Genomic DNA, 24,539 nt, shown 5'->3' with positions numbered 1-24,539 from the left:
CTCGTGGACATCAAGATCGGCATCACCAACAGCCCGCGCGAGATCGCGTTCGAGACCGCCCAGACCGCCGACGAGATCGAGAAGGCCGTCGCGGCCGCGCTCGACGACAAGGCGACGCACCTCTCGCTGCAGGACGACAAGGGCCGTCGGTTCATCGTCCCCGTCGCGTCCCTCGCCTACGTCGAGGTCGGCGCGGAGGAGTCCCGTCGCATCGGTTTCGTCGCCTGACGTGGAGCTGCTCTTCGCGGTCCTCGGCGGGCTGATCCTCGGGGCCGTCGCGCACGTGGTCCTGCCGTGGCGCTCGAGCCGTGGCTCCCTGCTCGGCCCCGCGGTCGGCGGTATCGTCGCCGCGGTGCTGTGGGAGGCCCTGACCTGGGCCGGCTGGCAGTACGACGCGACCTGGATCTGGGTCGTCGCCCTGGTCGGTGCCGGTGTGGTCGCCCTCGTCGCGGAGTGGGTCCTCGGCAAGCGCCGTACGGCTGCCGACGCGGCGTACTACGAGCGCGTCAAGGCCTCCGGCGCCTGACCCGGGGGCCGTCAGGCCGTCAGGCCGAGCGCGTCCATGCGCCGCGTGTGCGCAGCGATGAGCTCGGTCCAGACCGGCTCGAGCCGTTCCTGGTCCTCACGCGCGTGCGACGCGAGCGCCGACCGGGCCACGAGCAACGTGTCCCCGACGAGCCGCCGTCCCCACATCGCCAGTCGCGACCCGACCTGCGGGTCCTCGGCGATGCGTTCGGTGAGCTCCTCGACGACCGCGGCTTCCTCACGCGCGTCGAACACGGTCTTCAGGCGCTGCCGGACCTCGGCCGGGAGCGACCGGAGCAACGAGCCGAACAGGTCGTTGAGGATGCCGGCGGTGACGTAGCCCGTGAGCATCGACTCGTACCAGTCCGCGCCGCTCGTGCGCTCGAGGAACAGGTCGATCGCCTCGCGGTGGGGCGCCATCAGCGCAGCCGGGTCACCGCCGGTCCGTTCGATCTCGGCGACGATGGCGCGGTGCCGCTCGAGTGCCGTCGTGGCGAGCACGCCGGTGACGAGTCGTCCGGACAGGGTCGGCGCACCGGCCCCCGGCGCGGCCCATCGTCTCGTAGAGCGAGAGTTCGAGGTACGCCGCCTGGCCCAGGTAGACGTCCAGCTCGGGGCTGACGTCGTCGAGCTGCAGACGTTCCACGGGCGAGGCGTTCCGCGGGTTCCGCGACGCGAGCCACGCGGACGCGAGCTCCGCCGCGCGCTTCCGGTTCCACCACGACACCACGGCTCCAGCATAGGGGCCTGGAGAACCGAGCCCGACCCGCCGGTAGACTGGTCGGGACTTCCACCAGAACTAAGGTGATTCTTTGACTTTCGCAGACCTCTCCATCGAGCAGGACATCGTCGACGCGCTCGCGACGAAGGGCATCCTCGAGCCCTTCCCGATCCAGCAGCAGACGATCCCGCTCGCCCTCACCGGCCAGGACATCATCGGCCAGGCCAAGACGGGTACGGGCAAGACCTTCGGCTTCGGCCTCCCCCTCATCCAGCGCCTCGGAGCCGACCCGGCGCCCGGCGTCAAGGCCCTCGTCGTCGTGCCGACCCGCGAACTCGCGGTCCAGGTGACCGAGGACCTCGAGCTCGCCACCTCGAACCGCCCGACGACCATCGCGGCGATCTACGGCGGCAAGGCGTACGAGGGGCAGATCGAGCAGCTCAAGGCCGGCGCCCAGATCGTCGTCGGCACCCCCGGGCGCCTGATCGACCTGCAGCGCCAGCGCCTGCTCGACCTGTCGCACGTGCAGGAGGTCGTCCTCGACGAGGCTGACCGCATGCTCGACCTCGGGTTCCTGTCGGACATCGAGCGCATCTTCCAGGCCATCCCCGAGGTGCGGCACACGATGCTGTTCTCGGCGACGATGCCCGCGCCGATCGTGGCGCTCGCCCGCCGCTTCATGAGCCGCCCGGTGCACATCCGCGCGACCGACCCCGACGAGGGTCTGATGCAGGCGAACATCAAGCACCTCATCTACCGCGCGCACTCGCTCGATAAGGACGAGGTCATCGCCCGCATCCTGCAGGCCGAGGGGCGCGGCAAGACCGTGATCTTCACCCGCACGAAGCGTGCCGCCGCGAAGCTCGTCGAGGAGCTCAAGGACCGCGGGTTCAACGCCGCAGCGGTGCACGGCGACCTCAACCAGGAGCAGCGCGAGCGTGCCATGGCCGCCTTCAAGGCCGGCAAGCGCGACGTGCTGATCGCCACCGACGTCGCGGCCCGCGGCATCGACGTGGACGACGTCACGCACGTGATCAACCACACCATCCCGGACGACCCGGACACCTACCTGCACCGTGCCGGGCGCACCGGTCGTGCGGGCAAGACCGGCATCGCGGTCACGTTCGTCGACTGGGACGACCTGCACAAGTGGACGCTGATCGACAAGGCGCTCGAGTTCGGCATCCCCGAGCCCGTCGAGACCTACTCGTCGTCGCCGCACCTGTTCGAGGAACTCGACATCCCGGCCGGCACCAAGGGCCGTCTGCCCGGCGCTTCGGCGCACGCGGCATCGGCCGGCGGCCCCGCCGAGAAGCAGTCGGGCGACCGTCCGCGCAGCGGCTCGCGTCCGCCCCGCACCCGGACGCGGTCCGGCTCGGGTCCGGCATCCGGTTCCGGCAACGGCTCGGGAGGCGCGGCACGGTCCGCCTCGCAGCCTGCGGACGCCGAGTCCCCGGCCCGGTCCGGTGGTGGCGAGGGCGCACCGGCCGACGGTTCGACGGACGGCGCCGCGAAGCGTCGTCGTCGGCGTCGCCGCCGCGGGAGCGGCAGCGGCTCGTCCGAGGCGACCGCCTCGGCGCCGCAGGGGTCGTCGGACGGCGAGTAGCGCCTCCAGGCCGTCACCGAAGGGTCCGTCGCTGAGGCGACGGGCCCTTCGTCGTCCCCACCCGCCGGATCGGCCGCGCTGGTCAGGCCAGGCGGGAGCCCGCGCCGACGACGGGCGCGCTGCCGGTCGCCTCGGAGCGGATGGCGTCGAACGCCGCCAACGCCGTGCGGTGCTCGCCCAGCCGGTTCGGCTTGCCCGTGCCGTGGTAGTCGCTCGACCCGGTGACGAACAGGCCGTACCGCGTCGCCCAGTCGAGCAGGGTGCGCTTGCCGTGCGCGAGGTTCTCGCGGTGGTCGACCTCGAGCCCGCCGAGCCCGGCCTCGACCAGTTCGCGGAGCATCGGCTCGTCGATCACGATCCCCCGCGACGACGCGGCGGGATGGGCGATGACGGGGACGCCGCCGGCCTGTCGGATGAGCTCGACGCCCCGGAGCGGGGACGGCGCCTCGTGCGGCTCGTAGTACCCGGACGCCGGGTGCAGGATCCCCCGGAACGCCGCGCTGCGGTCGGCCTCGAGCCCGCGGGCGACGAGGGCGTCGGCGATGTGCGGGCGGCCGATCGTGGCCCCGTCGCGGGACTGCGCGAGCACGTCGTCCCAGGTGATCGGGTGGTCGCGGCCGATGCGGTCGACCATCCGGCGGGCCCGCGCGAGGCGTCCGTCGCGGATCCGTTCGGTCTCGGCGACGAGCGCCGGGTCGGCGGGGTCGACCAGGTAGCCGAGCACGTGCACGCTGCGGTAGCCGACGCGGGTGCTCAGTTCGAGACCCGGGAGGAGCGTGACCGGCAGGTCGCGGACGGTCGCCGTGGCCTCGTCCCACCCCGCGGTCGTGTCGTGGTCCGTCAGCGCGACGGCGTCCAGTCCGGCGGCTGCTGCCGCCCGGACGAGGTCCGCGGGTCGCTCGGTGCCGTCGGAGACGCTCGAGTGCGCGTGCAGGTCGATGAACGGATCGGGCACGTCGACAATGCTATCCACAGGTGAGCGGGCGCACAGGCCGCGGAGCGACGGGCGGTGCGATGATGGGTGCATGTCCGACACCACGCCCCGCGCGACGAGCAACCGTTCCACCACCCCCGGATCCTCGACGTTCAAGGACTACATCGGCTCGCAGTGGGCCGATCGTGACCGTCCGCTGCCCGAGCCCCGCGAGCAGGCCGCCTTCGCTGCCGAACGCCGCGCGAAGCTCTCCGAGCTGCACCCGGGCCGGACGATCGTCGTGCCGGCCGGCCAGGCCAAGGTGCGGTCGAACGACTGCGACTACCCGTTCCGCCCGCACTCCGCGTTCGCACACCTGACCGGTTGGGGCACCGACACCGTCGTCGGCTCCGTGCTCGTCATGACGCCGAACGGCTCCGGGCACGACGCCACGCTGTACTTCCGCGCGACCGCCGGCCGCGACTCCGAGGAGTTCTACGCCAACCCCGAGATCGGGGAGTTCTGGGTCGGCCCGCGCCCCTCGCTGGACGAGGTCGCGGCGGACCTCGTTCTCGCGACGGCCGACCTCGGCGCGTTCGACGCCGTGCGCGCCGGACTCGACGCCTCGGCCCTCGTCGTGCGCGACGCCGACACCGACCTCACCCGTGGGCTCGACGACCGGATCGGCACCGCCGTCGGTGGCGCGCCGGAGGCCGACGGCGTGCCCGCGACGGACGACGCCCTCGCCCGCGACCTCTCCGAGCTGCGCCTCGTGAAGGACGCGTACGAGGTCAACGAGCTCCGCAAGGCCGTGAACGCGACCAAGGCCGGCTTCGACGACGTCATCGCCGACTTCGACGCGGTCCTGGCGCACCCCCGCGGCGAGCGCATCGTCGAGGGCACGTTCAACCGCCGTGCCCGCGCCGACGGCAACACCGTGGGCTACGACACGATCGCCGCCTCCGGCCACCACGCCTGCATCCTGCACTGGACCCGCAACGACGGCGCCGTCGAGCCGGGCGACCTGATCCTCATCGACGCCGGGGTCGAGGTCGACTCGTTCTACACGGCCGACATCACCCGCACGCTCCCGGTCAGCGGCACCTTCACCGACGTGCAGCGCCTCGTGTACGAAGCCGTGCTCGAGGCGGCGGACGCGGCCTTCGCCATCGTGAAGCCCGGCATCACCTTCCGTCAGGTGCACGCCACCGCGATGGAGGTCATCGCCCGCAAGACCGCCGAGTGGGGCTTCCTGCCCGGCAGCGCCGAGGAATCGCTCCAGCAGGACAACCAGTTCCACCGTCGCTACATGGTGCACGGCACGAGCCACCACCTCGGCCTCGACGTGCACGACTGCGCGAAGGCCCGGCGTGAGATGTACATCGACGGCACCGTGCAGGCCGGCATGGTCTTCACGATCGAGCCCGGCCTGTACTTCCAGCAGGACGACCTCACCGTGCCCGAGGAGTTCCGCGGCATCGGCGTCCGCATCGAGGACGACATCCTCGTCACCGAGGACGGCGCCGAGAACCTGTCCGTCGGCATCCCCCGGACCCCCTCGGAAGTGGAGGGGTGGATCGCCCGCTCCGGCCGCTAGCCTGAGCGGGTGACGACACCGGAGGTCTCCCCCAGCCCCAGCGAGAGCGCGTTCTCGATCGACGTCGAGCACTTCGACTCCCCCGACGCCCAGCGGCTCCGCGCCGCCCAGCGCCTGGAGATCGACCGTGCGTACGGCGGCGACACCGAACCCGGCGACAAGCCGACGGCGGACTCCATCGCGGTGTTCTTCCTCGCGCGGGACGACGACGGTACGCCGCTCGGCTGCGGCGGGCTGCGGGTCGTGCAGGACGGCATCACCGAGATCAAGCGGATGTACGTCCGGCCGGAGTCCCGGGGTGCCGGTGTCGCGGCGGCGCTGCTGCGTCGGTTGGAGGACGCTGCGCTCGACCTCGGTTCGCCGGCGCTCGTGCTGGAGACCGGGAACGAGCAGAAGCGTGCGATCGGGTTCTACGAGCGCGAGGGGTTCACGCGCATCGCGAACTTCGGGCCGTACGTCGGGGTCCCGACCTCGATCTGCTACTCGAAGGTCCTCTAGCCCGGGCCCCGAGCTGGCGAAGTACGTCCCGCTCGCAGCACCTCGGCGGCCGTTCCCGCCCGCTCGACGACGTGCGCGCGGCGTGTCCCGCCCGCTCAACGACCTGCGCGCGGGGTGTCCCGCCCGCTCGACGACGTGCGCGCGGCGTGTCCCGCCCGCTCGACGATCCGCGGGCGCCGGGACGGACGCCGCCGAGGTCGCGGAAAACGGCCGCTCCCCGCGACGAGGAACGGCCGTTCTCGCGACCTCGGCGGACGTGAGCGGCGCGTCGTGCGACCCCGACCCCGACCCCGAGCCCGGCGGCCGGCGGCGACTCAGCGCGACTCGTCGTCCTTCGACGGAGCGGACTCGGCGGAGCTCGGCGCCGGCGGCGTCGCCCCGGTCACCCGCTCCCCGTAGCGCGGCGGCTCCTCCGCACGCGGCTGCTGGGCGGACGCGGGCGCTGCCTGCGCGGGAGCGGTCGCCGGGGTCTCCCCGTAGCGCGGCCCCTCGTTCGTGCCGTAGCGCGGCGTCCCCGTTTGCGCGCCGGAGGACGGCGTGCCGGGCTGCTGCGCGCCTCCTGGCTGGTGGTGCGGTGTGGCGTGCCCGCCGTACGGCGATCCCTGCTGACCGGCGCCCCACCCGCCACCGGGCCCGGCCGACTGCCCGCCGGAGCCGGGGGCACCGGAGCCGGGACCCGGACGCCACGGCTGCTGCGGCGGCTGCCCCTGGAACCCGGCCCCCGGGCCGCTCTGCGGTCCCGGGGCACCCGGCGTACCGGGGTTCCAGTGCGTGGCGGGGGCGAGACCGGCCTCACCGAGGATGCGACGTGCCTGACCCACGAGCTGCGGCTCGACGACGATCTGGTAGTTCGTCGCGAGGACCTGGTGCACGCTCGTGAAGTCCCGCTGCCGCTTCGTGATCGCGAACGAGACGATGCCGTAGAGCATGCCGAACGCGGCACCGATGATGGCGGCGGCGAGGATGAGGCCACCGGCACTCGGCGAGAAGAGCGTCAGCACGATGCCGAAGAAGATGCCGAGCCAGAGGCCGGACAGCGCGCCGGCGATCGCCGCACGGCCGTACGTCATCTTGCCGGTGACGCGCTCGACGGTCTTGAGGTCGTTGCCGACGATCGAGAGCTGGTTGACCGGGAAGTCGGCCTCGGCGAGCTTCGCCACCACGCGCTGGGCGTCGGGGTAGCTGTCGTAGGTGCCGAGGACGTCGCCCTTGGGCAGCGTCGGGAAGGCCTGGGCGGTCCGGCCGCCGAACGGGCTCTGATTGCTCACACAGCCATCATTCACCGCACACCTTGCAATCGCACGTGCACTCTCAGGGAAGCCGCCGACCGCCACGGCGGATCCGGCCAGACGCACCGACTACGCTGGGTCGGGTGAGCGCCACGAAGGTCTTCGTCGCCCGCCTCGCCGGGTGCTCCGTCTTCGACCCCGCGGGAGACCGCGTCGGCCGCGTCCGGGACGTCCTGGTGGTGTACCGCCGGGCCGATCCGCCGCACGTCGTCGGTCTGATCGTCGAGGTCCCGGGCAAGCGCCGGATCTTCGTGAGCATCGGCCGCATCACCTCGATCGGTGCCGGGCAGGTCATCACGACCGGCCTCGTGAACATGCGCCGCTTCGAGCAGCGCGGTGGCGAGGTCCGGGTGATCGCGGAGATGCTCGGCCGCAAGGTCCTCATCAAGAAGGAGCGCATCCGCGCCACCATCGAGGACGTCGCGATCGAGGACCGCGGGCAGGGCGACTGGGAGGTGTCGCAGCTCTTCCTCCGCAAGCCGAAGACCACGCCGTCCCCGTTCGGCAAGGGCCCGACGACGTTCGCGACCTGGAACGAGGTCACCGAGGACGAGCTCCCCGGCGAGGCCCAGTCCGCCGAACACGTGATCGCCGCATACTCCGACCTGCTGCCGGCCGACCTGGCGTCGACGCTGCTCGACCTGCCGGAGGAACGGCGGTTCGAGGTCGCCGAGGAACTCCCCGACGACCGGCTCGCCGACGTGCTCGAGGAGATGCCCGACCAGCAGCGGATCGAGATCCTCACCCGGCTCGTCGACTCCCGTGCGGCCGACGTGCTCGACCACATGCAGCCGGACGACGCGGCCGACGTCCTCGCCCAGTTCTCAGACGAGCGCAGCGAGGCCCTCCTCCAGCTCATGGAGCCGGAAGAGGCGCAGGACGTCCGCATGCTCCTCGAGTACGAGCCAGACACCGCCGGTGGTCTCATGACGACCGAACCGGTGATCGTGTCCGCCGACGCCACCGTCGCCGAGGGGCTCGCACTCGTCCGCCGTCACGAACTCGCGCCGGTGCTCGGCGCCGCCGTCTGCGTGACGCTGCCGCCGTACGAGCCGCCGACCGGCCGGTTCCTCGGCCTCGTGCACTTCCAGCGGATGCTCCGCTACCCGCCGAACGAACGACTCGGCACGCTCATCGACCAGCAGACCGACCCGGTCCGCGTCGACGCGAGCGCGGCCGAGGTCACGCGCATCATGGCGACCTACAACCTGCTGTCCGTCCCCGTGGTCGACGATGCCCACCGTCTCGTCGGGGTGGTGACGATCGACGATGTCCTCGACCACGTCCTGCCGGACGACTGGCGAAGTCAGGGCGAGGGGGAACCCTCACCGCTTCCGCGCCAACGCCCACGCAGGACGCCCGTGACGACGGGAAGGAGGACCACCCGTGGCCCGAACGGATGACGACCGCCGCGATCGCGAGCGGACCGATGCTCGACTCGACTCCCCCAAGGGCATGCGCACCCGCGTCCTGCCGACCCGGCGCCGAGGTCGCGGTGACGCCTTCGGTCGCGCGACCGAGGGCATCGCGCGGGCGATGGGAACGCCCTGGTTCCTCGTCGGCCTGACCCTGTTCTGCGTCGTCTGGATGGGCTACAACACGCTCGCCCCGAAGCCCTGGCAGTTCGACTCCGCGGCGATCGGCTTCACGGCCCTGACGCTCGTGCTGTCCCTGCAGGCGTCGTACGCGGCACCGCTCATCCTGCTCGCCCAGAACCGGCAGGACGACCGCGACCGCGTGCAGTTCGAGCAGGACCGGCAGCGCGCCGAGCGGAACCTCGCCGACACCGAGTACCTCGCCCGCGAGGTCGTGGCGCTCCGCCTGGCGATGCGGGACATGGCGTCGAAGGACTTCATCCGCGCCGAGATCCGCTCGCTGCTCGAGGAGCTCGACCGGCGCGACGCCGATGACGCCGGCTTCGCCGACGAGTCCGGCACGACGGCCCGTGGCTGACGGCGGCCGGTCGGACGAGCAGCTGGGCAGCGCGGTCCTCGCCGCGCTCGGCCGCGTGATCGACCCCGAGATCCGCCGGCCCGTCACGGAGCTCGACATGATCCGTGGTGTCGACGTGCAGCCAGGAGGCGCGGTGCGCGTCGACCTGCAGCTCACGATCGTCGGGTGCCCGGCCGCCGACACCATCGAGCGCGACGTGCGTGCGGCCGCCGGTTCCGTGGACGGCGTCTCGAGCGTGGCGGTCGACGTGTCCGTGATGGCCCCGGCCACCCGTGCCGCGCTCACCGAACGCCTCCGCGCGGGGAGACCCCGGGGCGTGCAGTTCACCCCGGACTCGCTCACCCGGGTGATCGCGGTGACGAGCGGCAAGGGCGGTGTCGGCAAGTCGACGGTCACCGTGAACCTCGCCGCCGCCCTCGCGGCCCGCGGGCAGCGCGTGGGCATCGTGGACGTCGACGTGCACGGCTTCAGTGTCCCCGGGCTGATGGGGCTCACCGACGCCGCGGGCGTGGCCCCTCGCCCGACCCGGGTCGACAGCATGATCCTGCCGCCGGTCGCGCACGACGTGAAGGTCGTCTCGATCGGCATGTTCGTGGACGACGTCTCGACCGCGGTGTCCTGGCGCGGTCCGATGCTGCACCGCACCGTCTCGCAGTTCCTCACCGACGTGTACTTCGGCGACCTCGACGTGCTCCTGCTCGACCTGCCGCCCGGTACCGGTGACGTGGCGATCTCGGTCGGCCAGCTGCTCCCCCACGCCGAGGTCCTGGTCGTCACCACGCCCCAGGCGGCCGCTGCCGACGTGGCCGAACGGAGCGGGATCGTCGCCCGTCAGACCGGGCAGCGGGTGATCGGCGTCGTCGAGAACATGGCGGGCCTCGTGCAGCCCGACGGGTCGGTGCTGCACCTCTTCGGCGAGGGCGGTGGCGCCGAGACCGCCCGTCGGCTCTCCCGCGACCAGGACACCGCCGTCCCGGTGCTCGGCAGCGTGCCGCTGTCCGTGCCGCTCCGCGAGGGCGGCGACGCCGGCGTCCCGGTGGTGCTCGGCGATCCCGAGGACCCAGCGGCGGTGGCGCTGGCGGCGATCGCGGACCGCATCGGCACGATGGGACGGGGCCTGTCGGGCCGGAAGCTCGGGCTGTCGCTGTCGTAGGGTCGGGTGCATGAGCACTGATCACGTCAGCGTCGACTGGGAGCAGGCCCGCGACACCAACCGCGCGAACTGGGACGACCGGGTGCCCATCCACGAGGGCGCCTACGAGATCGACGCCCTGACCGACCCGGACCACCGCTCGACCGTCGTCCGCGACGACCTGCCCGCACTGCGACCGTGGCTGCCGGACGGCTCCCTCGCCGGCCTCGACCTCTGCCACCTGCAGTGCCACATCGGCACGGACACGGTCTCGCTCGCGCGTGAGGGAGCCTGCGTCACCGGCGTCGACTTCTCCCCCGCGGCGCTCGCCTCGGCCGCCGGGCTGTCGGCGCGCCTCGGCCTCGACGTGACCTGGGTCGAGACGGACGTCCTCGACGCCCGGGCCGCGGTGGTGGGCGACTTCGACGTCGTCTACACGAGCATCGGGACGATCTGCTGGCTCGACGACCTCGACCGGTGGGCCGCCCAGGTCGCAGCACTCCTGCGACCGGGCGGCGTGTTCTTCATCCGCGACGGCCACCCCGCGCTGTACGCGCTCGACGAGGACGCCGACGGGCTCGTCACCCGCTACCGGTACTTCGCGGACGGCTCCGCCCAGCAGTGGGACGACGCCGGCACCTACGCGGGCGACGGCACGGTGTCGAACACCCGCACCTACGAGTGGCCGCACCCGCTGTCGGAGATCGTGAACGCCCTGCTCGGCGCCGGGCTCCGGCTGCGCCGACTCGACGAGGGTCGGACGCTGCCGTGGCGGTTCAGCCCGCGCATGGTCGACACCGGGGACGGCTCGTGGGAGTGGCCCGGCGAGGACCGCGACCGCCTCCCCACGACCTTCACGATCGTCGCGTCGAAGGACTGATCCGCCAGCCGATCGACGCTGCCTGTACGTCCTTTCATGGACAGGTCGTTCCACTGCGGAGCAATATGCAGGGGTATTCCACAATGCTCCTGCGGAATCGGGTCCGCAGGGGCTCCACCCGTGTCCGGCAACGCCGCCGGACCGAGGACAGGAGAACCGTGTGAACAGCAGGACCAGACTCAGGATCGGACTCGTCGCGGCCCTCGCGGCTGCACTGGCGGGCGGGTCCGTCGCAGCAGCACCGGCCATGGCGGCCACACCGGCGTGCGCCTCCGCGTGGAGCGCGGGCACCGCGTACAGCGGCGGCGCGACGGTGAGCGAGAGCGGGACGAACTACACCGCGAACTGGTGGACGCAGGGCGACGACCCCGCGACCCACTCCGGCGCGACCGGCAGCGGCCAGCCCTGGACGTCCACGGGAGCCTGCACCGGCACCGGCAGCGGCGGCGGTACGACCACCCCGGGCGGCGGCACCACCACCCCGGGCACCGGCGGCAGCGGCGGGACGGCGAAGGGCCTGGTCTTCAGCCCCTACAAGGACGTCACCGTGAACCTCGACTGGAACACGAACGTGATGAACACCGCCGTCACCGGCACGCGCATCCCGGTCGTCGGGTCGAGCAACAGCCTGGTGTCCACCCGGGAGCCGGGTCTCAAGGCGATCACCCTCGCCTTCGCCACCGGCACCTGCGGCAGCGAGAACTGGGGCGGCGTCGCCGCGGACGCCTTCGCGAGCGCCAACATCCCGAAGCTCGACGCCGCGGGCGTGGACTACATCGTGAGCACCGGCGGCGCGGCGGGCTCGTTCAAGTGCTCGGGTACGGCGCTGCAGAGCTTCATCGCCCGGTACGCCACCCCGCACATGATCGGCGTCGACTTCGACATCGAGAGCGGGCAGTCCGCCGCCGACGTGCAGAACCTCGTCAACGCCGCAGCGCTCGCGCAGTCGAAGTACCCGGGGATGCGGTTCTCGTTCACCCTCGCGACCCTGGCCGCCAGCGACGGGAGCTTCGGCGGCCTCAACAGCACCGGTGACGCCACGGTCAAGGCCATCAAGGCGTCGAGCCTGACGAACTACACCGTCAACCTCATGACGATGGACTTCGGCCGCGCGACGAGCGCGAACTGCGTCCTGTCCGGATCGACCTGCGAGATGGGCAAGTCCTCGATCCAGGCCGTCACGAACCTCGAGCACACGTACGGCATCGCACCGTCGAAGATCGAGGTCACCCCGATGATCGGCGTGAACGACGCCTCCGACGAGGTCTTCACCCTCGCCGACGTCGACACGCTGTCTGCCTACGCGAAGGCGAACGGGCTCGCCGGGGTCCACTACTGGTCCCTCGACCGTGACACCCCGTGCTCCTCGACGACGGCGATGTCCACCTGCAGCTCGGTCCCGAGCGCACCGGCCCTCGCGTGGACGGACCGCTTCCTGGCCGACCTGCAGTAGTCGCCACCACCAAGGGACTGGAGGCGCGGTGCCAGCTGGCACCGCGCCTCCAGTCCGTCATCGGCTCACGTGACGTCGCGTCAGGTCGCTTCGGCGTCGAACGGTGCGGCCTCGCCGACGGCGAGCGGCACCACGGGTGCCGTCGCGCGCACCTTCGACGCGGTCACCTGCGCGGTCTGCACCGCAGCGGCGCTGCTGCCGGAGTCGAGCAGCGCATCACGGATGATCCGGCGCGGGTCGTACTGCCGCGGGTCGAGCTTCTGCCAGTCGACCTCGTCGAACTCGGGGCCCATCTCGTCGCGCATCCGGTCCTTCGCGGTGTCGGCGAAGCGACGGACGGCCTTGACGAACTCGGCGAGCTTCTGGGCGTACTGCGGGAGTCGCTGCGGACCGAGCAGGAGGACGCCGATGATCCCGATCACCAGGAACTTCTCGAAGCCGTCGAACACGGTACGAGCGTAACCCGTCCACACCCCGGAGCACCCGTAGAGTTGTCACCCGAACGGAGTGTGCGTGTCAGAGAAAGAGTCGAACTGGAAGTTCGCCGAGGACATCGTCTCGGAGTCCGAGGTGATCGCCCGAGCCAGGGAGCACTCCCTCGAACTCGGGGTCGAGGCGATCTCCCCCGCCATCGGCGCACAGATCGGGGTCGTCGCGGCCGCCTCGCGCGCCACGAGCATGATCGAGATCGGCACCGGCCTGGGGGTGTCCGGGCTGTACCTGCTCGGCGGGGCACCGTCCGCCACGCTCACCACGATCGACATCGAGGTCGACCACCAGCAGTACGCCCGTGACGCGTACATCGCCGCGGGCACCGCCCCCGCCCGGATCCGACTCATCCCGGGTCGGGCGAACCAGGTGCTGCCGCGCATGAACGAGGCCTCGTACGACATCGTCCTCGTCGACGCCGACCCGGAGCACGTCATCGAGTACGTGGAGCACGGACTGCGGCTCGCTCGGCTCGGCGGGACCGTCCTCGTGCCGCACGCGCTCTGGCGGGGCCGGGTGGCCGACCCGGTGAAGCGGGACCGGGCGACGACCGACTTCCGGCTGCTGCTCACCGAGGTGTCGACGTCGGGTGCGGTCATCAGCGCGCTCTCCCCCGCCGGAGACGGACTGCTGCAGATGACGAAGGTCTCCGCTTAGTCGGTGTCGTCTCGGTCGGAGTCGTCGTGCCCGAGGTGGCGCAGGTAGCGCTCCGGGGACTCGAGGAACGACCGCTGGTGCCGGACGAGGTCGAGGTCGGCCCACTCCGTGCGCCGCAGGCCCCACTCACCGACCTCGTGGATCGTCGCGCCCGGGAAGGCCGCGAGCACCGGTGAGTGCGTCGACATGAGCACCTGCCCGACGCCGCTCTCGACGATCGACTGCAGCAGGCCGATGAGCGCCAGGCAGCCGGAGAACGACAGTGCGGACTCGGGTTCGTCGAGGATCCACAACCCGGGCCACCGCGCACGGTCGATCACAAAGTCGAGGAAGGACTCGCCGTGGCTGCGCTCGTGGAAGACCGGCTCGGGCCGAGACAGGTTCGGGTGTTCCTCGAGGTAGGTGAAGAACCCGTGCATGGTCTCCGCCCGGAGGAAGAACCCGCCGCGGGGCGCTCCAAAGTCGCGGCGGACGGCGATGTGTTCGCACAGGTCGGACTCGGAGGCGCGGGTCGAGTGCTGCGATCCGGTGCCGCCGCCCTCCGGCCCCATGCCGAACTGCAGCGCGATGGCCTCGACGATGGTGGACTTGCCGACGCCGTTCTCCCCGACGAACACCGTGACGGGGTCGAGGTCGAGCCCCTCGTCGAGGAGCTGCCGGACGGGGGCGAGGGTGGCGGGCCAGACGTCGCGGGGCATCGGGTCGGGGTCGCAGTACTCCTCGACGCGACGGATCGGCAGGTGGGTCCTCGGCACGGAGCCCATCCTGCCGTGCCACGCCGACATCAGCGTCGGGCGGTGCGGACGGAGGGCGGGCGGACGGACGTGCGGACGGACGGAGGGCCCGGAGCGTACGCGCTCCGGGCCCTCCGTTCTGGTGCGTCGACGTACTAGGCCGAGACGACCTCGGCGAGTGCGTCGTGGAGTTCCTTGGCCTCGGCATCGTTGACCGAGACGACCAGGCGGCCTCCACCTTCGAGCGGAACCCGCACGATGATGAGTCGACCCTCCTTAACAGCCTCCATCGGCCCGTCACCGGTCCTCGGCTTCATGGCTGCCATCAGATGTCCCCTTTCGTGCAGTACATGCACCCCCATTATCTCGTATCGATGGGGGAACTGCGAAACCGCCCAGGTTGGGGGCCGTGGATCGCGACGTTCTCGCGGTTCCGAGTGGTCACCTTGGCGTGTGCCGTACATCCGCTCCAAGCGCCGTCAACCGCTCGACCCCGCCGTCGAGGCCGTCCCCGCCGGCGTGCGCGTCGCGGGGGCGTTCTCGTGGCGGATGCTCGTCGTCGTCGCCGCCCTCGCCGTCGTCGTGGCACTCGTGGTCCTGCTGCAGGACATCGTGGTGCCGTTCCTGATCGGCCTCATCGTGTGCGCCCTACTCGCGCCGTTCTCGCTGTTCCTGCAGCGCCACCGCTGGCCGAAGTGGCTCGCGGTGCTGTCGTGCTTCCTCGCCGTCGTGATCGTCATCGGCGTCCTCGCGCTGGTCGTCACGGCACAGATCCGGTACGACCTGCCGTCGCTCGAGCACCGTCTCGACCACAACGTGCAGTCGCTGCAGAGCCTGTTGGCCACCGAGCCGTTCGGCATCACGGCGTCGCAGGTCACGAAGTGGCTGTCCGACGGCACGAAGTTCCTGCAGACCCACGCGTCGTCGATCGCCTCGGGTGCGGCCGAGGCCGGGAGCGGGCTCGTGCACCTGCTCGAGGGCCTCTTCATCGTGGTGTTCACGACGATCTTCGTGCTCGTCGACGGCCCGCGCATCTGGTCGTGGGTGGTGCGGCTCTTCCCCCGCCGGGCGCGCGGTCGCATCGACGTCGCCGGGCACGCCGGCTGGAAGACGCTGACGAGCTTCATCCGCGTCCAGCTCGTCGTCGCGGTGACGGACGCGCTCGGCATCGTGATCGGCGCCCTCGCGCTGCAGGTGCCGCTCGCGATCCCGATCGGCGTCATCGTGTTCTTCGGCGCCTTCGTGCCGGTCGTCGGCGCGATCGTCGCGGGCGTCGTCGCGGTGCTCGTCGCGCTCGTGTTCAACGGCTGGGTGCCCGCGCTGGTCATGCTCGGCATCGTGATCGCCGTGCAGCAGCTCGAGAGCCACGTCCTGCACCCGTTCCTCACCGGGTCGGCCGTGCGCGTGCACCCGCTCGGTGTCGTGCTCGGCGTCACCGCGGGCACGACGATCGCCGGCGTCGTCGGGGCGTTCTTCGCGGTGCCGTTCATCGCGACCGCGAACGCGATGATCCACGCGGCGGCGTCAGCCGACCCCGAGGCGGTGGCGCGGGGAGCCGAGGACCGCGAGGCCGACGTCGATCACGGCGGGGTCCAGTCGTAGCCGTCGATCCACCAGCAGTAGTACATCCACACCCACTGCAGCGCGATGCAGACCACCACGACCGCCACCCGGTACACCCGCGAGCGCGGCAGCGCGACGATCCCGAGCAGCGGGGCGATCGGCAGCAGGATGCGCCAGGTGCTCGACTGCGGGAAGAACACGGCCAGCAGGTACACCAGGTAGGCGACGCCCCAGAGCCGCAGCTCGAGCCCGATCCGCCGCGCGGCCGGCAGGGCCACGAACGCGGCGAACCCGACCACCACGACGGCGAGCAGGATCGCGCCGGCCGGCTGCCCGAACCACCACCCGAAGCCCTGCACCCACGGCGCGAACGGGACGAGCTCCCGCCACCCGATGTACGACGACCGCCACGCCAGTTCGGTGTCCGTGTACGCCCGGGGCACCCCGGTCACCGCCCAGGCGATCGCCGGCCACGCCAGCCCGACGATCCCGGACACGACCGCGACCACCGCGGGTGGGACGAACTGCTGCACGGTGAGCGGCGACGACGCGCGGACCCACGACGGGCGGACGAACCACGCGGCGAGGAACAGCACGATCAGCAGCGCGAAGGCCAGCCCGGTCGGCCGGGTCATCCCGAGCAGCAGGACGACCGGGAGCATCGACCACCAGCGGCGGTCCACCATGAGCAGCAGCGCGACGAGGAGCAGGAACAGGCCCATCGACTCGGCGTACGCGACCTGGAACATCGCCGAGACGGGTGCGACGCAGAACAGCACGGTCGCGAAGGTCGCTCGGGCCGGGTCGAGGAACCGACCCATCAGCCGTCGGAACACGAGCGCCGCTCCCCAGCCGAACAGGAGCGAGACGGACACGGCGACGAACTCGAAGGACGCGCCCGTCAGCGCCATCAGGCCCCGCACCAGGAAGGGGTAGGCGGGCATGAACGCCCAGGCGTTCTCGGTCACGTGTCCCGTGGCGTCGATCGGCAGCGTCGAGGGGTACCCGGACGCGGCGATCACCCGGTACCAGGCGCCGTCCCAGATCGACGAGAACGACAGCAGGCCCGGGTGCTGCACCGTGAACGAGTTCGCCGCCTGCACGCTCGCGAACGCGGCGAGCATCGTGCCCGTGACGATCCGCGCGAGCACGTACACGACCGTGATCCGCACCCACGACGGCACGACGCGGTAGCGGGCGTGCCACCGGGCGCGGGCGGGGCTCAGCCGGGTGGACCCGGCCGTGGTCAGGCCGTCAGCCACCGACGCAGACCGTGCTCGACCGCGGTGATCTGGTCGACGGGGACCTGCTCGTCGTCGTGGTGGGCGAAGACCGGCTCACCGGGCCCGTAGTTGACCGCGGGGACGCCGAGCGCCGAGAAGCGTGCGACGTCGGTCCACCCGTACTTCGGCCGGGGCGCGGGACCGCCGACGGCGGCGACGAAGTCCTGCGCCAGCGGGGCGTCGAGTCCGGGTCGGGCACCGGCGGCGAGGTCGACGATCTGCACGTCGTAGCCGTCGAAGAGCTCGCGGATGTGGGCGACGGCTTCGTCCGCGCTGCGCGACGGGGCGAAGCGGTAGTTGACGTGCACCATGACCTCGTCGGGGATGACGTTGCCGGCGATGCCGCCCGTGATGCCGACGGCGTTGAGGCCTTCGCGGTAGTCGAGTCCGTCGACCGTGACGGTGCGCGGCTCGTAGGCGGCGAGCGTGGCCAGGATCGGCGCGGCCTTGTGGATCGCGTTGTCGCCGATCCAGCTCCGGGCGCTGTGCGAGCGCTTGCCGGAGGCGCGGACCTCGGCCCGGAGGTTGCCGTTGCAGCCGCCCTCGATCTGCGCGCCGGAGGGCTCGCCGAGGATCGCGAAGTCGCCCGCGAGGAGCTCGGGACGCGTCCGTGCCAGGCGTCCGAGGCCGTTCAGCGCGTCGCTCACCTCTTCGTGGTCGTAGAAGACCCAGGTGACGTCGACGTTCGGCTCGGCGAGGTCGTACGCGAGCTTGAGCTGGACTGCGCAACCGGCCTTCATGTCCACGGTGCCGCGGCCCCAGAGGATCTCGGTGCCGTCCTCGGCCGTCCGGAACTCGGTCGGCAGGTTGCCGTTGAGCGGCACGGTGTCGATGTGCCCCGCGATGACCACGCGGCGGTCACGACCGAGGTTCGTCCGTGCCACGATCGCGTCGCCGTCGCGGATCACCTCGAGGTGGGGCAGCGGCGTCAGGGCGGCCTCGATCGCGTCGGCGAGCGGCCCTTCGTCACCGGACACCGACTCGATGTCGCAGATGGCACGGGTGATGTCGATGGACGAGGCGGTGAGGTCGAGCGGCTCCGGCATGCGGGAAGCCTACCGGCCGACCCTTGCAGCCCGGCGGAGCCGTCCGGACGGACGGGTGGCCCCTCCCCTCGCTGGGTACCCTGGTCCGGTGACCGACACGACCGCTGCCACCGCCCGCCCGACCCACGCCTGGGGCCACGGCCTCGCGACGATCGCCGCCGACGGCACGACGCTCGACACCTGGTACCCGGAGACGTTCGTCGGCGCGCTGCCCGCCGACGCCGTGTTCCCCGCCGACCTGCGCGCACACGTCGGCGACGACCCGCGCCGCGGTGTCACGATCGAGGCGGTCACGACCGAGGTCACGATCGACGCCGCACCCGTGAGCACGCCGGACGCGTACCTCCGCCTGCACCTCCTCAGCCACCTGCACGTGGCGCCGAACGAGGTCAACCTCGACGGTGTCTTCGCGCACCTGCCGATCGTCGCGTGGACGAACGCGGGCCCGGTGCACCCCGACGACCTGACCCGCCTCCGCCCCGGCCTGCAGCGCGCCGGGATCGCCGTGCACGCGATCGACAAGTTCCCCCGGCTGGTCGACTACGTCGTGCCGGACCGCGTGCGCATCGCCGACGCGAACCGGGTCCGGCTCGGCGCCCACCTCGCTCCCGGCACGACGGTGATGCACGAGGGCTTCGTGAACTTCAACGCCGGCACCCTCGGCGACGCGATGATCGAGGGCCGTGTCTCGCAGGGCGTCGTCGTCGGGAACGGCACGGACATCGGCGGCGGCGCCTCCATCATGGGCACGCTGTCCGGCGGCGGCACCCACCGCGTCTCCCTCGGGGAGCGCGCGTTGCTCGGTGCGAACGCCGGTCTCGGCATCTCGCTCGGCGACGACTCCGTGGTCGAGGCCGGGCTGTACGTGACGGCCGGCACGAAGGTCGTCCTCGTCGGCGCGGCCCCGAACCCGGACGGCACCCCGAAGACGGTCAAGGCCGCCGAGCTCTCCGGGACGCCCAACATCCTGTTCCGCCGCAACTCGGTCTCCGGCGCGGTGGAGGCACTGCAGCGCCAGGGGCAGGGCATCCAGCTCAACACCGCGCTGCACGCGTAGGCGGTCCGTCCGTGGGGGGAACGGTCGACGGACCGCACGGCCCGGTGCCGGTCCGCCGGTACGCCGCGCGTCGGGGCACGACGTCGGCCACGACGGTCGTGTGGTTGCACGGGGGTGGGTTCTTCCGCGGCAGCCTCGACCTCCCGGAAGCGCAGGTCGTCGCCAGCACCCTCGCCGACCGGGGGCTCGACGTCGTCACGGTCGGGTACCGCCTCGCTCCCCTGCCCGGGTTGCCCGTCGTCGGAGGCCGCGGACCCCGGGGTCGACGCCGTCACCCGGTGCCGAACGACGAGGTCCGCGCCGTGCTCGAGGTCGTCCGCGGCGAGACCGACGGTCCGGTCCTCCTCGGCGGGGCGAGTGCCGGCGCGTGCCTCGCAGCAGCCGTGACCCGGACGCTGCCGGACGCCGCACGGCCGGACGGACTCGTCCTCGCGTACGGGTTCTTCCACGCCCGCACCCCGCGCGATGCGGCAGTCCTCCGATCGGTCCGCGGGCACCGGCGGCTCACGCACCACCCGGCGCTGCTCGACCGGGCGAACTGGAACCACCTCGGCCGCGCGGGCGACACCGCCACCGCGTTCCCCGGCGGCGAGGACCTCTCCGGCTTCCCCCGCACGCTCATGGTGGACGCCGAGCACGACACGATGCGGGCCTCGGGCGACCGGTTCGCCGACGAGCTGCGCAGCGCCGGGGTGGCGGTCGACCGGCACGTGCTCCCGGCAGCGCGGCACGCCTTCCTCAACCGGCCGGGGTCGCCCGACTCGGACCGGGCGCTCGACCTCGTGACCGCCTGGGCGGCGCGCTCGTCCGGCGCCTGAACGGCGCGGGCGGGCACGCGGCGGAGCCGGCCGTGCGACGGACGGGAGGCGCGGTGCCAGCCCGCACCGTGCCTCCCGTCCGTCGATCCGTACCGTCCACCGCCGCGCCCGCGCGTGGCTGCGCGGCGCGTCAGCGTGCGGGCAGGTCGCGCTCCGGGTGCCCGACGTAGAGCTGCTGCGGGCGCCCGATCTTGTTCAGCGGGTCGTTGTTCAGCTCGCGCCACTGCGCGATCCACCCGGGCAGACGCCCGATGGCGAACAGGACCGTGAACATCCGCGGCGGGAAGCCCATCGCCTTGTAGATGATGCCCGTGTAGAAGTCGACGTTCGGGTAGAGCTTCCGGCTGACGAAGTACTCGTCCTCGAGCGCGATGCCCTCGAGCTCCATGGCGATGTCGAGCAGGTCGTCCTGCACGCCGAGTGCCTCGAGCACCTCGTGCGCGGACTCCTTCACGAGCTTCGCCCGCGGGTCGTAGTTCTTGTAGACGCGGTGCCCGAAGCCCATGAGCTTCACGCCGCGCTCCTTGTTCTTCACCCGCTCGACGAAGCGCGTCACCGGCTCGCCCGAGTCCTTGATCTGCTGGAGCATCTCGAGCACGGCCTCGTTCGCGCCGCCGTGCAGCGGACCGTACAGCGCGTTGATGCCGGCGGAGATCGAGGCGAACATGTTCGCCTTCGTCGACCCGACCATCCGGACCGTGGCGGTGGAGGCGTTCTGCTCGTGGTCCTCGTGCAGGATCAGGAGCCGCTCGAGCGCCTTCGACAGCACCGGGTTCGGCTGGTAGGTCTCGGCCATCGTGCCGAAGTTCAGGCGCAGGAAGTTGTCGACGAAGGACAGCGAGTTGTCCGGGTACAGGAACGCCTGCCCGATGGACTTCTTGTGCGCGTACGCGGCGATCACCGGCAGCTTCGCGAGGAGCCGGACGGTCTGGAGCTCGACCTTCTCGGGGTCGTCGACGTCCATGTCGTCCTCGTAGTAGGTCGACAGGGCGCTGACGGCGCTGGAGAGGACGGACATCGGGTGCGCCGAGTGCGGCAGGGCGTCGAACAGACGACGGAGGTCCTCGTGCAGCAGCGTGTGGCGGCGGATCCGGGCGTCGAACGACTCGAGCTCGGCGGGCGTCGGCAGTTCGCCGTAGATGAGGAGCCAGGCGACCTCGAGGAAGGTCAGGTTCGACGCGACCTGGTCGATCGGGTAGCCGCGGTACCGCAGGATGCCCTGGTCGCCGTCGATGTAGGTGATGGCGCTCTTCGTCGACCCGGTGTTCACGAACCCGTAGTCGAGCGTGTTCATCCCGGTCTGCTTCTTGAACGTCGAGATGTCGATGGTGGACGCACCGTCGACGCTCGGCAGGATCGGGAACTCCGCCGTGCCGCCCGGGTACGTCAGCGTCGCGGTCGCCGCGGTCTGCTCGGCGGCGGGACTCACGGGGACGGGCGTGGTGGGCGGTGTGGCCGTCTTCTGAGCGTCATTGGCAGTGTCAGTCACGGTGACAGCCTAATCGCGCCCACTGTCGGTCGTGCACACATCGAGCCTCAGGACTTGGTGGGAACCACGGATTGCGCCGAGCGCGGAAGGGTCAGGCGGATGCCAGGCGCCGCCCGCTCGCCAGTCGCTGCGCGGCTGCGGCGATGCGCTCGTCGGTCGCCGTGAGCGCCACACGCACGTGCTCTGCACCCGCTGCGCCGTAGAAGGTCCCCGGAGCGACGAGGATCCCGCGCTCGGCCAGCCAGGCGACGGTGTCGAGCGCCGGTTCGCCGCGGGTGGCCCAGAGGTACAGGCCCGCCTCGCTGTGGTCGACCCGGAAGCCGGCGCCTTCGAGTGCCCGTCGGAGCATGTTCCGTCGGGCGCGGTACAGCGCCTTCTGCGCCTGCACGTGGGACTCGTCGGCGAGGGCGACGATCATCGCTTCCTGCACCGGGAGCGGCGGCATCATGCCCGTGTGCTTGCGGACCGCGAGCACCTCGGCGAGGACCTGAGCGTCACCGGCGACGAAGGCCGCCCGGTAGCCGGCGAGGTTCGACTGCTTCGAGAGCGAGTAGACGCTGAGCACCCCGTCCACCGAGTCACCAACGACCCGGGGGTCGAGGATCGTCGGGGTCGGGGCGGTGTCGTACGGCGGTTCCCACCCGAGTTCGGCGTAGCACTCGTCGCCGACGATGACGGCGCCGAGCTCCCGCGCCCGCTCGACCGCGGCGCGCAGCTCGTCGATCGACAGGACGCGGCCGTCGGGGTTGCCCGGGGAGTTCAGCCACACGAGCTTCGTGGTGGACGGCCAGGCGGCCGGGTCGTCCGACGCGAGGGCGTCCGCGCCGACCAGGGCCGCACCGAGCTCGTACGTCGGGTACGCCGCGGCCGGGAACACCACCGTGTCGCCGCGGCCGAGGCCGAGCCAGAGCGCGAGCCCGGCGATGAACTCCTTCGACCCGATGGTCGGGAGCACCTGGTCCGGCGTGAGGGTCACGCCCTGGCGCCGGCCGTACCAGTCCGCGATCGCCTCGCGCAGGGCCGGGGTGCCGGCGACCTGCGGGTAGGCGTGCGCGTCGGTCGCCTCGGCCAGTGCCGTGCGGACGACGGCGGGCGTCGGGTCGACGGGCGAGCCGACGCTGAGGTCGACGATGCCGCCCTCGACCGCCGCGGCCTGCTGCTTGAACGGGACGAGCTGGTCCCAGGGGAAGTCGGGGAGGTCGAGCGCCACGGGTCGGATCCGGCTCAGCCGCGGGGCGGTTCGGCCATGACGACCGGGTGGTCCTTGTGGATCACACCGACCTTCGCGGCACCGCCGGGGGAACCGACCTCTTCGAAGAACTCGACGTTGGCCTTGTAGTAGTCGGCCCACTCGTCGGGGAGGTCGTCCTCGTAGTAGATCGCCTCGACCGGGCACACCGGCTCGCACGCACCGCAGTCGACGCACTCGTCGGGGTGGATGTACAGCGACCGGTCACCCTCGTAGATGCAGTCGACCGGGCATTCGTCGATGCAGGCGCGGTCCTTGACGTCGACACAGGGCTGGGCGATCACGTACGTCACGGTTGGGGTGCTCCCTTCGGACTGAGCAGATCGAGTCTACCCGCGCGACCCGGCCGCACCTGACCGCCCGGCGGACGGACCCTCAGGCCCGGTCGGCCGTCCCCGACCGCTCGGCGGCCGACGCCCGGATGCCGGACAGGTCGGGCCACGCGAGCACGAGCGCCGTGACGGCCGCCGGCCCGAACGTCCACACGTAGCCCGCGGCGTTGGCGAGCACGAGCGGGGAGCTCTGCCCGCCCACCGACGACAGCACCTGCGTCGCGGCGATGATCCCGATGCCGACCGCCGCGACCATCGCCCGCGACCGGTACAGCAGCCGGATGCCGACCGTGAGCCCGATCACGACCAGCGAGGTGAGCACGATGCCGACCGGGAACGCCCCGAGGGTCTGCTGGTGCGTGACCGTGCCGAGTCCCCCGGCGACGAGTCCGAGCACGAGGGCGACCACGACGGCGGTGACCTTCCCCTGCCGCGAGAACTCGGCGAACGTCTGCGGCGCCTGCGGGACCCGGTCGGCGTCGTGACGGAACGCCTCGACCGCGGGCGCCTGGTGCCGGGCGCCGTGCGGCATGACCCACGACAGCGCGGTCGGGTCACGGGGATCGACCGGGTCGATCGTCACCTGGGACCGGTACTGCTCGACGGCCGCCCGGACCTTCGCCCGCACCGGCACGACGTCGACGGTCAGGTCAGCCTGGCCGGAGTCGGGGTCCACGATCATCGAGAACGGGAGTTCCTCGGCACGGGCGGCGTACCGCGCGGCGTGGTGGACCCGCACGTGGTCGGGGTGGCCGTAGCCGCCGTCGTCGGCGTAGCTCACCACCGCGTCCGCGCCGGTGGACCGGATCGCGGCGCGGATGTCGTCGACGACCTCGCCGAGGTCCGCCGCGGTGAGCGAGTCCGAAGGGGCGTCCCCGGCGGCGACGGCGCGTCCGTCGGGGCCCCACTGCATGCCGGAGTCGGTGTAGCGGCGCTCGGGCAGGTCGGTCGGACGCGCACCCGGCCCGCCGAGCCAGAGGTGCGCCGGCCCGCCGAGTGCGGCGAGGGCGGCGGCGATCTCGGTCTCGCGGTGCGCGGCGACCCGCGGACCGTCGCCGAAGAGCGGCGCGAGCTCCGGCGTCAGCATCTCGCCGCGCTCGCCACGGGTGGCGGTGAGCACGGTCACCTCGGCGCCGAGCTCGAGCAGGGTGGCGATCGTCCCGCCCGACGAGAGCGTCTCGTCGTCGGGGTGAGCGTGCACGAACAGGACGCGCTCGGGGCGCGTTGCGGGGGCCTTCGACATCGGGTCCAAGCG

26 protein-coding genes are annotated in these 24,539 nt (G+C 71.9%); 14 read left to right on the top strand and 12 right to left on the bottom strand.

Translation table 11 applies throughout. The features are described from left to right. Positions 1-3 precede the first annotated feature (3 nt). Both QE359_RS09110 and QE359_RS09105 read left to right on the top strand, forming a co-directional pair. Positions 4-228, top strand: coding sequence for a DUF3107 domain-containing protein (locus tag QE359_RS09110; protein ID WP_070419176.1), 225 nt, complete (start codon positions 4-6; stop codon positions 226-228). Between the two features lies 1 nt (position 229). Continuing rightward, positions 230-526 (top strand): hypothetical protein, encoded by a 297-nt coding sequence (locus QE359_RS09105; protein ID WP_070416685.1) that lies wholly within the window; start codon positions 230-232, stop codon positions 524-526. Between the two features lie 11 nt (positions 527-537). Here the strand turns inward: QE359_RS09105 and QE359_RS09100 are convergent, their stop codons facing one another. Next, positions 538-1,026, bottom strand: a complete 489-nt coding sequence (locus QE359_RS09100; protein WP_309778916.1) for a ferritin-like fold-containing protein — start codon at positions 1,024-1,026, stop codon at positions 538-540. Between the two features lie 311 nt (positions 1,027-1,337). Here QE359_RS09100 and QE359_RS09095 point away from each other — a divergent pair, with 311 nt between their 5' ends. Then, positions 1,338-2,852, top strand: coding sequence for a DEAD/DEAH box helicase (locus QE359_RS09095; protein ID WP_309778915.1), 1,515 nt, complete (start codon positions 1,338-1,340; stop codon positions 2,850-2,852). Positions 2,853-2,934: 82 nt separating this feature from the next. On the opposite strand, the gene QE359_RS09090 is transcribed toward QE359_RS09095, so the two are convergent. Continuing rightward, positions 2,935-3,807, bottom strand: a complete 873-nt coding sequence (locus QE359_RS09090; protein ID WP_083403228.1) for a PHP domain-containing protein — start codon at positions 3,805-3,807, stop codon at positions 2,935-2,937. 70 nt (positions 3,808-3,877) lie between these two features. Here QE359_RS09090 and QE359_RS09085 point away from each other — a divergent pair, with 70 nt between their 5' ends. Next, on the top strand, positions 3,878-5,362 hold the full coding sequence (locus QE359_RS09085) for an aminopeptidase P family protein (protein WP_309778914.1): 1,485 nt from the start codon (positions 3,878-3,880) through the stop codon (positions 5,360-5,362). Between the two features lie 9 nt (positions 5,363-5,371). Next, positions 5,372-5,860 (top strand): GNAT family N-acetyltransferase, encoded by a 489-nt coding sequence (locus QE359_RS09080; RefSeq protein WP_092384196.1) that lies wholly within the window; start codon positions 5,372-5,374, stop codon positions 5,858-5,860. A 314-nt stretch (positions 5,861-6,174) separates the two neighbouring features. Here the strand turns inward: QE359_RS09080 and QE359_RS09075 are convergent, their stop codons facing one another. Then, a complete protein-coding gene (locus QE359_RS09075) occupies positions 6,175-7,128 on the bottom strand; it encodes a general stress protein (protein ID WP_309778913.1) in 954 nt (317 codons plus the stop codon). A 104-nt stretch (positions 7,129-7,232) separates the two neighbouring features. On the opposite strand from QE359_RS09075, the gene QE359_RS09070 reads away from it, so the two are divergent. The 5 genes from QE359_RS09070 to QE359_RS09050 all read left to right on the top strand — a co-directional run bounded on the left by QE359_RS09070 (position 7,233) and on the right by QE359_RS09050 (position 12,567). Beyond that, complete coding sequence (locus QE359_RS09070) at positions 7,233-8,552, top strand: magnesium transporter MgtE N-terminal domain-containing protein (protein ID WP_070416690.1); 1,320 nt, start codon at positions 7,233-7,235, stop codon at positions 8,550-8,552. Between the two features lie 52 nt (positions 8,553-8,604). Continuing rightward, positions 8,605-9,102: a DUF1003 domain-containing protein gene (locus tag QE359_RS09065; RefSeq protein WP_309780414.1), complete on the top strand. Its 498-nt coding sequence runs from the start codon at positions 8,605-8,607 to the stop codon at positions 9,100-9,102. Further along, complete coding sequence (locus QE359_RS09060; protein ID WP_396127727.1) at positions 9,056-10,255, top strand: Mrp/NBP35 family ATP-binding protein; 1,200 nt, start codon at positions 9,056-9,058, stop codon at positions 10,253-10,255. The genes QE359_RS09065 and QE359_RS09060 overlap by 47 nt, the downstream gene beginning before the upstream one ends. Before the next feature lie 10 nt (positions 10,256-10,265). Further along, complete coding sequence (locus tag QE359_RS09055) at positions 10,266-11,114, top strand: class I SAM-dependent methyltransferase (protein WP_309778912.1); 849 nt, start codon at positions 10,266-10,268, stop codon at positions 11,112-11,114. A 160-nt stretch (positions 11,115-11,274) separates the two neighbouring features. Continuing rightward, complete coding sequence (locus QE359_RS09050; RefSeq protein ID WP_309778911.1) at positions 11,275-12,567, top strand: carbohydrate-binding protein; 1,293 nt, start codon at positions 11,275-11,277, stop codon at positions 12,565-12,567. Between the two features lie 80 nt (positions 12,568-12,647). Here QE359_RS09050 and QE359_RS09045 read toward each other — a convergent pair whose 3' ends face one another. After that, positions 12,648-13,016: a twin-arginine translocase TatA/TatE family subunit gene (locus QE359_RS09045; protein ID WP_070416695.1), complete on the bottom strand. Its 369-nt coding sequence runs from the start codon at positions 13,014-13,016 to the stop codon at positions 12,648-12,650. A gap of 64 nt (positions 13,017-13,080) precedes the next feature. On the opposite strand from QE359_RS09045, the gene QE359_RS09040 reads away from it, so the two are divergent. Further along, positions 13,081-13,713 (top strand): O-methyltransferase, encoded by a 633-nt coding sequence (locus QE359_RS09040; RefSeq protein ID WP_070416696.1) that lies wholly within the window; start codon positions 13,081-13,083, stop codon positions 13,711-13,713. Here QE359_RS09040 and QE359_RS09035 read toward each other — a convergent pair. Together QE359_RS09035 and QE359_RS09030 are read right to left on the bottom strand one after the other, a co-directional pair. Next, entirely contained in the window at positions 13,710-14,468 is a 759-nt protein-coding gene (locus QE359_RS09035; RefSeq protein WP_092384902.1) for an AAA family ATPase, read from the bottom strand. The two genes, QE359_RS09040 and QE359_RS09035, sit on opposite strands and share 4 nt — an antisense overlap. A gap of 134 nt (positions 14,469-14,602) precedes the next feature. Further along, positions 14,603-14,773, bottom strand: coding sequence for a DUF3117 domain-containing protein (locus QE359_RS09030; protein WP_017887054.1), 171 nt, complete (start codon positions 14,771-14,773; stop codon positions 14,603-14,605). A 127-nt stretch (positions 14,774-14,900) separates the two neighbouring features. Between QE359_RS09030 and QE359_RS09025 the strand changes: the two genes are divergently transcribed. Further along, the gene (locus tag QE359_RS09025) at positions 14,901-16,049 is read left to right on the top strand and encodes an AI-2E family transporter (RefSeq protein ID WP_309778910.1); all 1,149 of its coding nucleotides are present in this window, start codon (positions 14,901-14,903) and stop codon (positions 16,047-16,049) included. On the opposite strand, the gene QE359_RS09020 is transcribed toward QE359_RS09025, so the two are convergent. Both QE359_RS09020 and dapE read right to left on the bottom strand, forming a co-directional pair. Then, positions 16,028-17,272 carry a hypothetical protein gene (locus QE359_RS09020; RefSeq protein ID WP_309778909.1) on the bottom strand — a complete coding sequence of 415 codons (1,245 nt, stop codon included), beginning with the start codon at positions 17,270-17,272 and terminating at the stop codon, positions 16,028-16,030. The two genes, QE359_RS09025 and QE359_RS09020, sit on opposite strands and share 22 nt — an antisense overlap. After that, the gene (dapE, locus tag QE359_RS09015) at positions 17,257-18,339 is read right to left on the bottom strand and encodes a succinyl-diaminopimelate desuccinylase (RefSeq protein WP_070416701.1); all 1,083 of its coding nucleotides are present in this window, start codon (positions 18,337-18,339) and stop codon (positions 17,257-17,259) included. The genes QE359_RS09020 and dapE overlap by 16 nt, the downstream gene beginning before the upstream one ends. Positions 18,340-18,427: 88 nt before the next feature. On the opposite strand from dapE, the gene dapD reads away from it, so the two are divergent. Further along, a complete protein-coding gene (dapD, locus tag QE359_RS09010; RefSeq protein ID WP_309778908.1) occupies positions 18,428-19,396 on the top strand; it encodes a 2,3,4,5-tetrahydropyridine-2,6-dicarboxylate N-succinyltransferase in 969 nt (322 codons plus the stop codon). 11 nt (positions 19,397-19,407) lie between these two features. Further along, positions 19,408-20,214 (top strand): alpha/beta hydrolase, encoded by an 807-nt coding sequence (locus QE359_RS09005; RefSeq protein ID WP_309778907.1) that lies wholly within the window; start codon positions 19,408-19,410, stop codon positions 20,212-20,214. A gap of 130 nt (positions 20,215-20,344) precedes the next feature. Here QE359_RS09005 and QE359_RS09000 read toward each other — a convergent pair whose 3' ends face one another. The 4 genes from QE359_RS09000 to QE359_RS08985 all read right to left on the bottom strand — a co-directional run bounded on the left by QE359_RS09000 (position 20,345) and on the right by QE359_RS08985 (position 24,527). After that, positions 20,345-21,643, bottom strand: coding sequence for a citrate synthase (locus tag QE359_RS09000; protein ID WP_083403225.1), 1,299 nt, complete (start codon positions 21,641-21,643; stop codon positions 20,345-20,347). Between the two features lie 151 nt (positions 21,644-21,794). Then, positions 21,795-22,913, bottom strand: coding sequence for a succinyldiaminopimelate transaminase (dapC, locus tag QE359_RS08995; protein WP_309778906.1), 1,119 nt, complete (start codon positions 22,911-22,913; stop codon positions 21,795-21,797). A gap of 14 nt (positions 22,914-22,927) precedes the next feature. Beyond that, positions 22,928-23,245, bottom strand: coding sequence for a ferredoxin (gene fdxA / locus QE359_RS08990; protein WP_058728223.1), 318 nt, complete (start codon positions 23,243-23,245; stop codon positions 22,928-22,930). 82 nt (positions 23,246-23,327) lie between these two features. After that, entirely contained in the window at positions 23,328-24,527 is a 1,200-nt protein-coding gene (locus QE359_RS08985) for a PIG-L family deacetylase (RefSeq protein WP_309778905.1), read from the bottom strand. Positions 24,528-24,539 lie beyond the last annotated feature (12 nt).

The sequence above is a fragment of the Curtobacterium sp. SORGH_AS_0776 genome (genome assembly GCF_031453355.1).
Lineage (GTDB): Bacteria > Actinomycetota > Actinomycetes > Actinomycetales > Microbacteriaceae > Curtobacterium.
The sequence above is the reverse complement of the archived record's forward strand: the minus strand, read 5'-3'. Positions and strand labels throughout refer to the sequence as shown.

What these genes read in the sequence shown, in the direction of transcription:
- dapE (WP_070416701.1), bottom strand. Translation starts at nt 18,339, where the DNA reads ATGCCGGAGCCGCTCGACCTCACCGCCTCGTCCATCGACATCACCCGT.
- QE359_RS09030 (WP_017887054.1), bottom strand. Translation starts at nt 14,773, where the DNA reads ATGGCAGCCATGAAGCCGAGGACCGGTGACGGGCCGATGGAGGCTGTT.
- QE359_RS09055 (WP_309778912.1), top strand. Translation starts at nt 10,266, where the DNA reads ATGAGCACTGATCACGTCAGCGTCGACTGGGAGCAGGCCCGCGACACC.
- QE359_RS09065 (WP_309780414.1), top strand. Translation starts at nt 8,605, where the DNA reads ATGCGCACCCGCGTCCTGCCGACCCGGCGCCGAGGTCGCGGTGACGCC.
- QE359_RS09085 (WP_309778914.1), top strand. Translation starts at nt 3,878, where the DNA reads ATGTCCGACACCACGCCCCGCGCGACGAGCAACCGTTCCACCACCCCC.
- QE359_RS09060 (WP_396127727.1), top strand. Translation starts at nt 9,056, where the DNA reads ATGACGCCGGCTTCGCCGACGAGTCCGGCACGACGGCCCGTGGCTGAC.
- QE359_RS08985 (WP_309778905.1), bottom strand. Translation starts at nt 24,527, where the DNA reads ATGTCGAAGGCCCCCGCAACGCGCCCCGAGCGCGTCCTGTTCGTGCAC.